Annotated in this window: 17 protein-coding genes; 5 read left to right on the top strand and 12 right to left on the bottom strand. The window is 26.7% G+C overall.

The features are described from left to right. Positions 1-83 precede the first annotated feature (83 nt). The 11 genes from I0K12_RS20910 to I0K12_RS20860 all read right to left on the bottom strand — a co-directional run bounded on the left by I0K12_RS20910 (position 84) and on the right by I0K12_RS20860 (position 8,655). A complete protein-coding gene (locus I0K12_RS20910) occupies positions 84-818 on the bottom strand; it encodes a DUF262 domain-containing protein (RefSeq protein WP_196890136.1) in 735 nt (244 codons plus the stop codon). Between the two features lie 620 nt (positions 819-1,438). Beyond that, the gene (locus tag I0K12_RS20905; RefSeq protein ID WP_196890135.1) at positions 1,439-1,993 is read right to left on the bottom strand and encodes a hypothetical protein; all 555 of its coding nucleotides are present in this window, start codon (positions 1,991-1,993) and stop codon (positions 1,439-1,441) included. 5 nt (positions 1,994-1,998) lie between these two features. Then, positions 1,999-3,018 (bottom strand): SseB family protein, encoded by a 1,020-nt coding sequence (locus I0K12_RS20900; RefSeq protein WP_196890134.1) that lies wholly within the window; start codon positions 3,016-3,018, stop codon positions 1,999-2,001. A 77-nt stretch (positions 3,019-3,095) separates the two neighbouring features. Then, on the bottom strand, positions 3,096-3,665 hold the full coding sequence (locus I0K12_RS20895) for a hypothetical protein (RefSeq protein ID WP_196890133.1): 570 nt from the start codon (positions 3,663-3,665) through the stop codon (positions 3,096-3,098). 30 nt (positions 3,666-3,695) lie between these two features. Further along, on the bottom strand, positions 3,696-4,517 hold the full coding sequence (locus tag I0K12_RS20890) for a hypothetical protein (RefSeq protein ID WP_196890132.1): 822 nt from the start codon (positions 4,515-4,517) through the stop codon (positions 3,696-3,698). A gap of 134 nt (positions 4,518-4,651) precedes the next feature. Further along, a complete protein-coding gene (locus I0K12_RS20885) occupies positions 4,652-5,077 on the bottom strand; it encodes a hypothetical protein (protein WP_196890131.1) in 426 nt (141 codons plus the stop codon). Then, positions 5,074-5,745, bottom strand: a complete 672-nt coding sequence (locus I0K12_RS20880) for a metallophosphoesterase family protein (protein ID WP_196890130.1) — start codon at positions 5,743-5,745, stop codon at positions 5,074-5,076. Before I0K12_RS20880 ends, I0K12_RS20885 begins: the two co-directional genes overlap by 4 nt. Before the next feature lie 140 nt (positions 5,746-5,885). Further along, positions 5,886-6,488: a hypothetical protein gene (locus I0K12_RS20875; protein ID WP_196890129.1), complete on the bottom strand. Its 603-nt coding sequence runs from the start codon at positions 6,486-6,488 to the stop codon at positions 5,886-5,888. 15 nt (positions 6,489-6,503) lie between these two features. Continuing rightward, positions 6,504-7,427, bottom strand: a complete 924-nt coding sequence (locus tag I0K12_RS20870) for a hypothetical protein (protein ID WP_196890128.1) — start codon at positions 7,425-7,427, stop codon at positions 6,504-6,506. A gap of 210 nt (positions 7,428-7,637) precedes the next feature. Next, a complete protein-coding gene (locus I0K12_RS20865) occupies positions 7,638-8,039 on the bottom strand; it encodes a hypothetical protein (RefSeq protein WP_196890127.1) in 402 nt (133 codons plus the stop codon). 97 nt (positions 8,040-8,136) lie between these two features. Next, positions 8,137-8,655, bottom strand: a complete 519-nt coding sequence (locus tag I0K12_RS20860) for a hypothetical protein (RefSeq protein ID WP_196890126.1) — start codon at positions 8,653-8,655, stop codon at positions 8,137-8,139. A gap of 267 nt (positions 8,656-8,922) precedes the next feature. Here I0K12_RS20860 and I0K12_RS20855 point away from each other — a divergent pair, with 267 nt between their 5' ends. The 3 genes from I0K12_RS20855 (at position 8,923) to I0K12_RS20845 (ending at position 10,708) form a co-directional block, all read left to right on the top strand. Further along, entirely contained in the window at positions 8,923-9,522 is a 600-nt protein-coding gene (locus I0K12_RS20855) for a hypothetical protein (protein ID WP_196890125.1), read from the top strand. A gap of 118 nt (positions 9,523-9,640) precedes the next feature. Next, the gene (locus tag I0K12_RS20850; RefSeq protein ID WP_196890124.1) at positions 9,641-10,018 is read left to right on the top strand and encodes a VOC family protein; all 378 of its coding nucleotides are present in this window, start codon (positions 9,641-9,643) and stop codon (positions 10,016-10,018) included. 9 nt (positions 10,019-10,027) lie between these two features. Continuing rightward, the gene (locus tag I0K12_RS20845) at positions 10,028-10,708 is read left to right on the top strand and encodes a hypothetical protein (RefSeq protein ID WP_196890123.1); all 681 of its coding nucleotides are present in this window, start codon (positions 10,028-10,030) and stop codon (positions 10,706-10,708) included. A 153-nt stretch (positions 10,709-10,861) separates the two neighbouring features. On the opposite strand, the gene lipA is transcribed toward I0K12_RS20845, so the two are convergent. Continuing rightward, entirely contained in the window at positions 10,862-11,728 is an 867-nt protein-coding gene (lipA, locus tag I0K12_RS20840) for a lipoyl synthase (protein ID WP_196890122.1), read from the bottom strand. A 195-nt stretch (positions 11,729-11,923) separates the two neighbouring features. Between lipA and I0K12_RS20835 the strand changes: the two genes are divergently transcribed. Beyond that, positions 11,924-12,499 (top strand): TetR/AcrR family transcriptional regulator, encoded by a 576-nt coding sequence (locus I0K12_RS20835; protein ID WP_196890121.1) that lies wholly within the window; start codon positions 11,924-11,926, stop codon positions 12,497-12,499. Beyond that, on the top strand, positions 12,492-13,100 hold the full coding sequence (locus tag I0K12_RS20830; RefSeq protein WP_196890120.1) for a TetR/AcrR family transcriptional regulator: 609 nt from the start codon (positions 12,492-12,494) through the stop codon (positions 13,098-13,100). The genes I0K12_RS20835 and I0K12_RS20830 overlap by 8 nt, the downstream gene beginning before the upstream one ends. The last annotated feature ends 1,434 nt before the right edge of the window (positions 13,101-14,534 follow it).

Below are 14,534 nucleotides of genomic sequence, written 5' to 3'. Positions count from 1 at the left end.
AGAGAAAATTCGAATAAAATACTTTGAAAAAAGAGAGAAAATTATGAAAATTGCTGTCGGAATACATAATTTCAGAGTTACACTCAGAAGTCCCTTACAAAATCAATCGTGATAATGTTTATTGCATAATATTTTATTGGAATTTTATGTTGAACTAAAAGTTGTCTTAACTTTTTAAGTATTTTTTGGATACTATTTTTTTCAAAAAAAAATAAATCCTGTAAATCTCCTAAAATAATTTTGTCTTGCTCTAATTTATTTTGTATGTATGAATTTAATTCATTTTCAAAATAGAATGCTTTATCAATTTGAGTTGATTTTAATGGAGTAATTCCAGAGTTATATCTTTTAAAAATCTCTTTTTTAGCAATATCTTGTAGATCTTCTGTTGTCGATGATTTAGTATGAAAACTAAACTCAATAATTCTAAGTTTAGTATCCCAAAAGTCATCTCTAAGATCTCCAAGGTCTTTAAAATGTTTTGTAGCTATATCTATTTCGTCTAACTTATGAAGTCCTGATAATTTTAATTTGAATTCGTCCTTTATAAATCTTAAGATTGTTTGATATCTTTGTCTACCATCGATAATTTCGATTTTGTCGCCATCTCTGAAATATATAATTGGAGGAATTTCTGTGCCTAATAAAATACTTTCAATAAAGTAAGTTGCCTTATCATCATCCCAAACATAATTTCTTTGATAATCAGGATCATATTTAGTGTTTTTTAGTGTTTCTTCATTATTAAATAACGTTTCAATTGAAACAACTTTTGGTTCAATTTTTATTAAATTTTCAAATATTTCATTTGTTTTCATACCTCTTCAATCAAATTTTATTTTTGATTAATTTTATCAATTTAGTATTAATTATTTTAAAATTACGATTTGAGTATTTTTTCTAAAAAAAGAATTTCTCAAGGTAATATTACACAAATATAAAACCTTATTTCTAAACAATATATTTATAATTTAGTATTTTAACGTTGAAAATAAATTATAGTAAAAAAATAAGTGTAAAATAAAAATTAAAAATCATATTTTAACAAAATCACCTAGTATTATCCCAGGTTTAGGGATTGGAGTGGAAAGCTTTTGTTTTTAAAAAATTAGTAATTCTTAGCCAACGTAGGCGACCAAAGAAGCCCACGGATGGGTTTAGAAGAACTTTTTTTTAAAGACAAAACTTGCAGCGCAAAGCCCGACCCGGTATCCTGAGCGAAGTGAAACGGAGTTGAAGGGTGGAGGGGAAGCTCTAAAAATAAAACCGAATTAAAAAGCTGGAATTATTTTATAAGAAAAGCACATCAGAATATTTGAGATGCTTTGATTTTTTAAGGAAATTCAACCGAAGAGATTGTAGAAAATCTTATTCCACTTCATTTAGAATTTCTTCTGTTTTTATAACAGGAGGATTTTTTATTTCGGATTCTTAAAACTTATCTAATGTTCTGAATTTGAATTTCAGAATTCAATAAATCTAATTTTGTCTTCCAATATGAAATATATTTGTTCTTTTCTTCGGTGGATAAATCTTCTGATCGTTCATGTAAATTAGTTTCATATTCCACTTTTCTATTTTCCAAATAAATCAAATAATCTTTTGGATTGTGAGGAATATATCCTGGACCACTACAACCACAAGTATGAAAAGTATTTCCAAGTTTGTACATACTTTTTACAATTTCCCATTCTTTGATTTTATCTTTTTTAGGAGCTTTAAAATCCATACCGATTGAATGCATTTCTTTTGCACAATCAGGACATTTATAGATTTTATTCTCGTATTCTTTTTCGAATCTTTCTAAGATTTCTGGATGATTCTTTTTGAATTTTTCGACTTTAGGCTTATTACGACTATAATTCAAAAGCCAATAAAAATCCCAATCTCCATTTCGCACAATTATATCTTCTATAATCGTTTGCTTAAAAGTTTTTCGACAATCAAAACAAACGTAATGTGGTTTGTATTTTTTTAAAGCGTATCTACACATATTTTTTATACTAAATCTTTAAAATTTGGTCTTTCCTTTTTTCCAGAAACTACATCATTTATAATTACTTGAATATTTTGATTAACCCTGTCTTTAGGGTCTAGTCTTAAAGCCTCTTCTATTGTTTGTACTGCTTCGTCATCTCTTTTTGCCAAAAATAAATTCAAAGCATAATTACCAGAGAGTGCAGCGTCATTTGGTTTTCTTTTCAAGGCTTCTTCTGCGTAAAAAATTGCTTTTTCATTATCGTTCATGTGCATCGCTTCTGTCGAAGCTTCCATCGGAATAGTGTGATCTTCTTTTTCAATAAGAAAAGCTTTTTCTAAAGCTTCTAAAGCATTTTCGTGTTCTCCGATTTTTTGATAAGCTTTTGCCATCAAAACCATACTTTGCCAATGTTCAGGAATCATGTCCAAACATCTTTTAAAATCTTCGATTGATTCTTCTAATTTTGCATAATCTGCTTTACTCAAATATCCATTAGAATTGTGTACGCCAAGGATAATCAAATTTTTTTGTCTATCTGCAGCTCGATCAAAAATTTCGTTGAATTCATACATTTCAAATCGATCTAGATTAAATTCTTCATCTTTTTCAAACATTTTTCCATTAATTAAGTCTTCAATTTCTTGAGGAATCAATTCTTTACTTATTTCAGAAAAAGGATTTAAAATCAATGTATGTCCTTTAGTGATTTCTAGCAAAGCTTGCGCTTCCATACCAATTATCGTTGTATCATTTGGGTGCTTTTCATTTCCGTCATAAATTCTGTTAGTAGATGTGAAAATAGGAATCGTACCGTTTTCAAATCGAATAAGTTTTAGACTAAATTTACCATTTTCATCTGCTTGATTTTCTTTTTCATCATCCACTTTTAGAGCTACTAATTCACTCCAAAGCAATTTCATATAAAACTCTTTTTGCGCAGAGTTTCTCTCAAAAGCTTGTTGTAAACATATTTCTAAATCATTTTCTGGGAAAGTAGTCTGCTTTTTCTTTTTTTTAAATATATCGAATAATTTCATTTTTTATTTTTTCCAAATATGAAAAAAATAATTAGAAATAATATGGTTTATGGATATATTTTTCTTGTGTAAGCAAATCATTCAGATAAAAATTCAATCATTCTTTTGTGATAATTGATTACAGGGATTATGGAGTTTTCTTTGTTTTCGAATGCAAGACTAAATTTAGTTTCTATTTTGATTTTATTAAATGCTCTTTTCCCGTATATAATCGGTTCGAAACTTGTTTTTTGAGCAAAATCAGATAATTCATTTTTATCCAAAATTGTCAAGAGCTTTTTCTTGAATTCAGCATTCGGACAGTTAATTTTCCAAGGAGATTTATTTTTTACAAATAATCTTTGAAAATGACTTCGTGTAGAAATTTCAAAGTTTTCTTTAAAATGGTTTAACTCTACTTCAACAGTCACTTTAGCCATACTTTGATTTGCTAATTCATAACATAAAAAAATAACAGAATTTTGGTGTTCAATCTCTAAATAATAATCGTTGACAGATAATTTACGACCCAGAAAATAATCATCTATTTCTTTATTTACAATTTTATAATTGCAATTTAGTTCTTCAGATATTTCTAGGAATTTTTGTTCAAGCATCTGTTTTGAGAATTTATAATGTAAAAAAAGAGAAGTATTAACTTCTCTCATTTTATGTTTTGTTGTTGTTTTTAATGAAAGTTAATTTTCTAACCAACTTCTATAAGATGTAGATTCCCAATTAATAATTGAAATAGAAACTCCAGCATTTTCCTCAATATTTTCAGATGCATAATTGTTTAAAATATTCGCTAAACTATTAAAGTCTTCTATACTAGAATATTTGTAAAATTTCGAAGGATGGTTTACTTTATTTCCTTGAGATTCTTGATAAGGAATTCTACCTTCTCCAACAAACTCAAATTCTGTAATATTCGGGTTTTGTTCTATTATTGCTGAAAAATCTTCGTAAATATTTGTATTGTCATTAGAAGTACCACAAATATATGCAAATGAATTCTCAGGATATCTAAAAGTCTTTTCATATAATAAATTTGTGAAATTATTTTCGATAAGAGAAATGTTTACTTTTTCATTATTTATTTCGATAATATATTTATCAATCGTATTTCCATTAATTAAAGTAACTTCTGAAATATTCTCAGGTAAATCGATATATGCATAAGCATGACCATAATTTAATGCACATGGAATTGGATCTGGTACATCCTCCAATCTTATGATTAATTCATTTGCTTTGGTAAATTGCGTTGTGATTATTTCATAGTTAGCACAAGGTAATAGTTCAACAGTATTTAATTGCAATTTTAAACTTGGATTTTGTGGCGAATTTGAATTATTATAAACTTCAATAGGCATAAAATCTATTTCATGATCTAAAGAGTTTTCAGTGGTATATTCAGAATAATCTTCAACTATTTCTATGTTTTCATTGTTTTCATCATCAGAATTACAGCAGAAAAATGTGAAACTAATGAAGATAAAAAGTAATGTTTTTTTCATAATAAATGTTTTTTTAAGATGTTGTTTTTTTTAGTGTAACTTATTAAAGGTGTTAAATATACAATTTTAAATGAGTTATTTTTTAATATAAATTGTCTACTATGTTTCTACAACAAATTGTTTACAGATTTAATTCAAATTCTCTCTATTTTCGGTTCTATTTGAGAAACAATATTTAAAATATGATTTATACTTATAAAAACATAATGTTTAAATTCTCCTAGATAATCAGTAGTCGCAAAAGTGTCCTTTTTTATATAATCCAAAAAGTTTGACTTTGAATAAATTCTTGGATTATTTCCTGTAAAATCTCCTTCAGGCGGAACAGAAAAACTTTCATCTATTACTGAATAAGCAATATATTTTTCGAAAGTTATTCTATATTTTAAACTTTCATTCTCAGTGATTTGTCTATAAGAGTTAATTGAATGATCTCCAATTTTAATATTTTCTTCTTTATCAGAAACTTTTTGACTGATGAAAAGAAACTCTAAAGAATTTTCTTTAGGTTCATTAATTTTTGTAATAGAATAATATTCCGAAGATTCGATTTGTTTCATTTTTTGATTTTCCCTTTTTCTACTTTTCCTTTATTATTAGCTTTCATATATTCTCCTGTTTCTAGATTTAAACATGTTAACCATTTTCCGCCATAAGCATATGTATCAATACAAATAGTGTGGCCGAAATTTGCAATTTCACCATTTTTTCTTGAAGTATGTCCACAAATAACAGTTTTCTCAGGTTTGTATATTTTAGGAAATTCAAATTTTTTCCAAAACAGATTGTATTTATTTTGCTCTTCTAAATCTATGTCGCTTTCAAGACCTGCATGAACAAAAATATATTTTCCAATTTCTAAGTAAGGAAGACAATTATCGATAAAATCCCAGTGAGTTGAATCTATTTTTTTTGCCCAATTTAGATCATCTTTAATGTTGTAAGAATCTAAAGTTTCTTCACCACCAAAATATAACCATTCAGCAAGTTTATCTGATGCGATTTTTGCAGTTTTCATCATTATTTCATGATTTCCAAGAATAAACTTAAAATTATAAATTTCTTTGTTTTTCAATAACCAATCAATAACTCCTTTACTATCAGGTCCTCGATCTATATAATCTCCAAGAAAAACAACAATATCTTCTTCCTGAATAATTCCTTGATTAAAAATTGTTTTTAATGCTGTGAAACATCCATGAATGTCTCCGATTGCGTAAATAGCCATTTTTTATTTTTTTATTAGATATTATCACGTTTGGATTTGTATAAAAACATACAAATTGTCAAGTTCCCCTCTTGAGAGGGGCTAGGGGTGTGTGTTTTAGATTAAAAAAACGTTCTCATAAATTTTAAATGTAATAATGTTTATTGTTTCTCCAAAATATCAATTTCTTCTGTATTAAGATTTTTGTTTAAAAAAGCAATTATTTTAGTATTCCAATCTTTATCCAACTCTAATTTATCAAGTTTTACGATAGAGTTTTCTCCTTTATTAATAACTAACCGATCATTTTCAATCTGAATTGAATTAATAGAGTTGATAAGTATTTTATCTTTTATACCATGAATTTTTAATTCAGAGTTTTCAATTTTAATCTCACCTTTTGGAATATCAATAATTCCATTAATAAAAATTAAAATACCTGAAACTAAACCAAAAATTGGTATGAAAATTAATTCGTTTGCATAATAAATCCAGAAACTCATTCCTACGATAAGCATAACTCCAAAACTTAAAGAAGTTGTTTTATAATAATTGTCATTTTGCGTTGGAATACGAATTACATCAGGTAATTTATTTTTTCGATATTGAATTTTATAATAAATATTTCTTGACCATAAAAAAATCCAAAAAACACCACTAAATATCGCAAAAATTGGATTATCGATTTGAGCAAAAGCAAACCAAGCTAAAATAAAAGTTACTAGTTGAATTATTGTGAAAATATCTTCTTTGTATTTTTTCATATTTATTCTAAAAAATTATTCTTCAATTAAAGCAAATTTTTGTTTTTGAGAGGAATTCATAACACCACTAGCATTTAAAGACATTAAACCATTATAAGAAATCCATTTTCCTTTATCTACTGAAAACTCAGCCTGAGCTTTGAAAATAAATTCCATTTCAGTTTTCTTGTTACCTCCGCTTCCAAAAAACGCAGGAGAATTAAAATCACCAGAAACAAATTCTAAAATATCATAATTTAAAACTGCGATAGTTTCTCCATTTTTTTTAATGATATCTATAAGTGTAATTTCATTTTTCTTTTTTGCTTTATGACAAATAAAATTTTGATCATTACCAATAAAATTCACATTATGCAAAGTCCACGAATCTCCTTTTTTTACAGCTTTATTAGGTAATTCAAAAAATAATGAGATTAAGTTTTTTTGTTTGCTTCGTACCCAAAAACTATGCATAGAACCATTTTTATAAACAGAACCTCTTAGCATAACACCTTTTAACATAGACTGCATCATTTGTTGCATTCCATTCACATCCTCTTCAGAAGTATTTTTGTCTTTTTTATTTGCTATTAATTCAATATTCAAAACATCTTTAAAATCATCAGAATTTGTAAGTTTTGTAATCAAATTTGTGTTGTTATATTGATTTTTCAAACTTTTAAAAAAATCTTTCTCTAAATTTTTAGTATCATCACCTAATTCATCATTTAATGATTTAAATATTCCACCGAAATTTACTTCAAAAGTAGGGTCGCCAATTTCGTTCATAACAGTTTTGTAGATAATACTATCGTTTGAAGCTAGTTTCCAATTTAATTCTACAGTGTTTTCATTTTGGTTTAATGAATTTTTACTTGAAGAATTAGAACAGGCTAGGAGAACTAAAAAGCTTAATAATGTAGAGCCAATTAGTCCATAAGTAATTTTATTTTTCATCATTTTTCTTTTTTTAAGTGTGTTTTTTTAATCACGACAATTTAGTTATTTTTTGAATTTATTTACTAATTATTGTTATTTGAAAAAAATAAAATCGAAATAGTATAAATAGGGAAGAGAGATTGTTTAAATAAAATTCTTTCGTTAGAACGAAATCAATAAAAACCTATTGGTTTAATTTATAATAAAACAATAGGCTTTTTGAAATATCTTTTATTCGTCTTCGATTTTAATAAATTCTAAAACTGAACTTCTATTTCCGCTTCTTGTATCCACTTTGATTATGTTTCCATCAATACTGATAATTTTAGCATAGATTTTTTTTCCTAAATAATCACTAAAGTCGTATGAAGTGTTTACAACTTTTGAATACGTTAATGTATATTCACAATCTGAAGTCCATTCGACTAAAGTATGAATTTCCATTCCAGTTTCTAAGTCTTTTTCTATTTGTAAATCATCATTTCTAGTGATTTTTACTTTGTAGTCATTTAAAGTGTATTTAAATGTACCGTTTTTCATGTCTTTACATTTATTTTCTTGACCATAATTATAGATGGAAAAAAGGATAAATAAAAAGAAAATTACTTTTATGCGAATCTCTTTTAAATTCATGTTTTTAAGTTAAATTGATTTTTTTCTTTTTTTTTTTAATATTAAAAATAGTAATTGTGTAAACATATGAAATTTAAAATATAATTAAGCTAATGTTTTATTTTCCTAAATATTTCTCAGGAATTGGATTATTTGGTGTTTCTCTAGTCCAAAAAATAGAAAGAACCCACCAACGTTTTCCATCAAAATACAATTGAATATTATTGATTCCTCGAACGCTTGGCTTTACTTGGTTTTTAGTCATTTTAATTTCATAAGATGTAAAAACTTGAGCATTTGATCCAAAAACATTTGTTGTTCTATGGATTTCATTTTCAAAAAATCCGTTTTCTTCCATCCATTTTCTACTTGTTTCAACAAACTGTTGTGGTTTTATATACACCAAAGAATCTTTTCCAGATTTCGTAGGAACATTTTGAATCAAATATGCATTTTCATGAAATAGGTTTAAAAATAAATTCCAATCACGTTTTTTTCCTTTCTCTCCAGAGATTACGCTATAAATTGTATTAATCGTTGTATTTAAATCTTTAGTTTTTTCATAGATATCATTTTTTTGTGCAAAATTTTTCATCGGGAAAACAAGTAGAATTAAAATAAAGTAAATTTTTTTCATTGATATTTTCATGTTTGATTTAGTATAAATTTTTAGAGATTATCAAGTTCCCCTCTTGAGAGGGGCTAGGGGTGTGTTTTGAGTTAAAAAAACTCTTCATAAAATTTTTAATAGTAAAAATGTTTAATAAATTAAATTGGTTCGTAAAGATTAGAAATTTATCGAAAAATACTAAATAAAAAATTCCCTCAAAGAATACCAGAAAATTCATGATTTTAAGTAGTGTAAATAACTATTTTTGCGAGAAATTATAATACCCAAAATCAAATGAAAATTAAACAAATATTTTTTACAGTTTTATTTATAGCCTTTTCGCTTTCAACTTTTTCGCAAAATCATCAAGAAGTTATAAAAAAAGAGTTTTCAGAATATATTTCATTACTTGAAAAGTTTGAATTTGAAAAATCGTTGGATTATGTGATGCCTGAGTTTTTTGAAATTGCATCAAAAGAGATGATTTTAAAAGAAATCGAAGCAGCGTTTAACGATCCAGAAATTGAATTAAAGTTCGGAGCTATCGAAATACTGAGTGTAAATGAACCTAAAAATATTGATGGGAAAATGTATTCTGTAATCAAGTATAATCAGAATATATTATTAAAAATGAATTCTGCAGAAGAAGTTGGAACTGAAGAAGAAAAACAAGAAATGTTAGATTTTATGTTAGTTGCTTTTCAGGCACAATTTGGAAAAGAAAATGTAACATATAATAAAGAAACTGGATTCTTTCAAATTTTTGCAGAAAAAACAGGAGTTGCAGCAACTAAATCAGATATAATTGATTGGAAGTTTATTACAAAAGAAGAAGGTCAAGATTTATTTTTAAAGAAAATTCTTCCAACAGAAATTTTGAATGATATGAATTAAAATTACGAAGTCACTATTTTAAAAATACAAAGCATCTTTATTTGAAAATTAGAAATCAAATGAAGGTGCTTTTTTATTTCATAGTTTTTTTATTTTAGTAGAATAAAAAAATGAAAGTATGAATTTAAACCAAGTAACCATTCCTTCTTTGAATTTAGAGAAATCTATTCCTTTTTATCAAACTTTAGGTTTAAAACTTATCGTGAAAGCTTTGCCACATTATGCACGTTTTGAATGCCCTGATGGTAGTGCGACATTTTCTATTCATCAAGTAGAAGAGTTACCAAAAGGACACGGAGTTTCTGTTTATTTTGAGATCGAAGATTTGGATGTTGAAGTGAATAAATTAATTGAAAGAGGTTTGGAGTTTGATTTGTTGCCAACCGATCAACCATGGCTTTGGCGAGAAGCAAGATTAAAAGATGTGGATGGAAATCAGATTATTTTATATTTTGCTGGAGAAAATAGATTAAATCCACCTTGGAGAATTGATTAATAAGAGAATATGAAGAAAATTACAATTAATAAATTATTATTTTTCCTTTGTTTAATGCTTTTCAGTTTAGAAACTAAAGCACAAAAAGAAGATTATTTTGAAGGAGAAATTCATTATGATTTAACTTATAAATCAAATTTTCCAGAAGTAATGTCAGAAGATGATATTCAAAATCGTTCTGGAGCTAAAGTAGTAATGCTTTTTAAAAATGGTAATGAAATAAAAAGATTTTATGATACGAAAGGGAAATTATTATATACAAGAATTTTGAATTTAGAGGAAGAAGCTTCTTATCAAATTTCAGAAGTAAATGATACTATATCAAAACTTGATATTACAAAAAACAGTTCGCCTACTAAATTTTCTTTTAATGGAAATACCAAGTTTTTAGATCAAGATTGTCATTTGGTTACTTCTGTTACCCAAATAGATTATGCAGGCCTAAATTTTGAAGCAAAAGCAGAGTACTATATAGCTAAAAATTTAAAAACTAATAAAGATTGGTATAAAAATTATAATGAAGCAAATTTTAAGGATTTAGCTTCAAAAACTAATTGTATTACTTTGAGAGCTATTTCAGATTTATATTATTATTATAAGTTTAAAACTGCAACAAAAATAATTCATAGAAAAGTAGGAGAGGAGGAGTTTGAATTTGATTTTTCCGACAGACCAATAAAAGAAATTTGATAAAAACCCAATAAAAAAAGCGTTTCTAGCCAAGAAACGCTTTCATACATTTAATTCAAAAATTTATCAGATTAAAGTTTACTGACTTTAATCTAAAAGACAGGCAAAAATAATCGCTTTTTTGAATATAAGTTGTTAAGAATAAGCTAAAAACTAATCTAAATGTTTTTGAGCTTTATAAGAAGAACGAACTAAAGCACCACTTTCAACGTGTCTGAAGCCCATTTCTTTTCCTATTTCCTCATATTTTTTAAACTGTTCTGGAGTGATAAACTCTTTTACAGGTAAATGTTTTTTCGTTGGTTGTAAGTATTGACCAATGGTTACAATATCCACTTTTGCATCACGTAAATCACGCATTGTTTGGATTACTTCTTCTTCTGTTTCTCCTAAACCTAACATGATTCCTGACTTTGTTCTACGTTGTCCGTTTTCTTTGATATAACGTAAAACTTCTAAACTTCTATCATATTTTGCTTGAATACGAACCTCACGAGTAAGTCTACGAACAGTTTCCATGTTGTGAGAAATTACCTCTGGAGCAGCTTCGATCAAACGGTCAATATTTCTTTCGATTCCTTGAAAATCTGGAATAAGTGTTTCTAAAGTTGTGTTTGGACTAGAACGACGAATTGCCTTAATAGTTTCTGCCCAAATAATAGATCCTCCATCTTTCAAATCATCTCTATCAACTGAAGTTAATACAGCATGTTTGATATCCATTAATTTGATAGAACGAGCTACTTTTTCTGGTTCATCCCATTCTACAGTTTCCGGTCTTCCAGTCTGAACCCCACAGAAACCACATGAACGTGTACAAACGTTTCCTAAAATCATGAATGTTGCAGTTCCTTCTCCCCAACATTCTCCCATATTAGGACAACTTCCACTTGTACAAATTGTATTTAATTTATATTTATCTACTAATCCTCTAAGTTCCGTATATTTTTTACCAACAGGCAGCTTTACACGTAGCCATTTTGGTTTTTTTGTCTTAGTACTAGTTACAGTTTCTGACATATTAATATCCTTAATGATTTGAAGGCACAAATTTACAAAGTTTAGTCGAGAAAGTATAATAAAGATGCTTATAATGACTATAAACTAAAATTTATGCATAATAAATTTCTAAAGTAAAAGTTAAATTTCTGATAATCAGTAGTTATATTTTGTTTTATGTATTGGTTTTAAGGTGAATGGTCATATCTTTATATCATGGCACGGAAAAATCAAAATAAAGAGAAACTTTTAAATGCCGGAATGGCTCTGGTTTGTGAACGTGGAATTGAGGCTACAAGTATTAGCGAAATCACCAGTTCTGTAGATTTACCAAAAGGTTCTTTTTATAATTATTTCAGGAGTAAAGACGAATTTGTTCTCGAATTGGTAAATCTTTACAAGAAAATAATTCTTTCTTATGATCATAAAGATCTTGATTTAAAAAAGAGATTAGAAAAAATTTACGAGCAACATATTGCTTTTTTTGTTGGAAGTAATTTTAAAAATGAATGTCTTACAAATGTGATGTGTCATGAAGTAAATGCTCAAAATGATACTTTTAGAAAAGTCACTAAAAATATTGTCTACAACAAAAAGCTCTTAATGTTTGATATTTATGAAATGCTTGGAAAAGAGCATAGGTTAAAAACACATCTGGATACAGAAGATTTTATTGATCTAATAGATTCTGGTTTAAGAGGAGTGATGATTCGTGCAAAAATCATGAAGAATAATAAACCGTTTGAAGTTTTTATGAAATTTCTTTTTAATAATTTGATTAAAGATGCGTAAAGAAAATGCACATACATATTATGGAATGGATTTAGATATTGAGGAGAAAATTCTTTTCAATGGAATTAGTGTCATTTGGCAAAAAGGCTATGAACATTCTAGTATTCAAGAAATCATGGCGGCTTCTGATTTACCTAAAGGTTCTTTTTACAATCATTTTAAATCTAAAAGTGATTTTGCTTTAAAAGCCTTGAATTTGTATATAAAAATTGTAGTTAGCCTAGATGGGCACGAAAAAGACCAAAAGATAAGATTGATCAATTTATTTCAGAAATACATTGAATATTTTAGTTCTTATGAATTTACCAAAGAGTGTTTCGTGAGTGTTTTGGCTTTAGATATTTACAATCAAAGTGAAAAATTTAGACAAAAACTTAATGAAGCATTTACCAAAAGAGATGAAGCTTTGGTAGAAGCTTTTTCAATTTTAAGAAAAGAGAATAGATTAAATAGTGATTTGGAAATAGACGAATTGGTAATTATTGTTGATGCAATCGTTCGTGGTTCTATGACCAAAGCAAAACTTCTTAAAGATAGTAAGCCGTTATTGAACTTTATGAAGTTTCTTCAAGAAGATTTAATCGCTGACAAACCTTCCTAGATTATATATTTTTCAGTGTATTTGTTAAAAAAATATTAATAAATAAGATATTTTTTCTAAACAAAAAACGTGATTTTTCTTGTGTTTGAATAATATTTTCTATTTATGAAATATTTCTGTGTTTTATTTTTAATTTTTATTAAAAAAATATATTACTTACAAAAATTAATTAAATAAATCATAAAGTTTGTTTTTTGTTTGTCATTTAAGACGACCGGTCATAAATTTGTAATGTCAGAAATAAAAAGATAATAATCAGTTAGTTATATTTTTTTGAATTAGAATAAGACGATTGGTCATATAAATGAAAATAGGAACAAAATTTCATATATAAAAACTTGAAGCCTATTTGAAGTTCTTTCAAAAACTTTTATTCACTTCTTAAAAGCTCTTTCTTGTCTTTTTCTTCGTCCATAGTAATACTATGCACTCTGAAAAGGACTTCAAAATAGACTAAGAAAACAATTATTAACCTTAAAATTCAAATTCAAATGAAAATCAATCAGTTAACAGAAAATGCATTCGGGGGAGAAATGGTAGCTGCTGCAGGATGCTGTTGTTCATGTTGTTGTTCTTGCTGTTTCACAGTAAATGCATAATAACTTAAACACAAAAAACTAAATTATTAATCATTCAAATTCTAATAAAATGAAAATCAATCAGCTTACAGAAAATGCATTCGGAGGAGAAATGGTAGCTGCTGCAGGATGCTGTTGTTCTTGTTGTTGTTCATGTTGTTTCACTGTAAACGCATAGTGAACTCAAATAAACTTTTTTATTCAAAATTCGTTTTAAGCATGTTCATCACTGGCTTGTAAAAATATTTAACCATAGCTTTTGCTATGCTAAAAATATTTTTCCCACACCATTAATAAACATCAGATAAAACTCTTTGTTTTGATAAAAATGTCTAATTGAGTTCTATAACTCCAAGACAAATGAATTATGTATTATAATAAAATGTTGAACTTATAAAATATATAAACCTCACTTGTAATGGTGAGGTTTTTTTGTGCTGATTGATTTTCGAGGTAGTTTCTTATTTTAGGGGAAAGTGTAAATAAATTCTTCTTTTCTGTTAAAAACAAAAGCTAGAATACTTCTTCTATGGTTAAGAATTCTTAAAACCTATTTACGACCCCTTTTTATTCTTAAAATAATCTTAAATAGAATAAAAAATATAATCAAAAAAAGTAGTGAATTTAAAAACTTCATCAATAATTCAATATTTGTAAGTTTTATTGAATATTTACTTAAATCCAGGTTAATTTATAATATTAAAATTATTATTGGGTTAAAATTATCACAAACACATTTGTAGATTTGATTTTTAAGACGACCGGTCATAACTTTGTAGTGTAAAATTGAAATAGATGTATGATTTAGTGTCTTAATTAAATCATTTTTTTAAGATCAAAATTAAGACGACTGGTC

The sequence above is a fragment of the Aureivirga sp. CE67 genome, from assembly GCF_015767245.1.
Taxonomy (GTDB): domain Bacteria; phylum Bacteroidota; class Bacteroidia; order Flavobacteriales; family Flavobacteriaceae; genus Aureivirga.
This window is presented reverse-complemented; position numbering and strand designations above follow the sequence as displayed.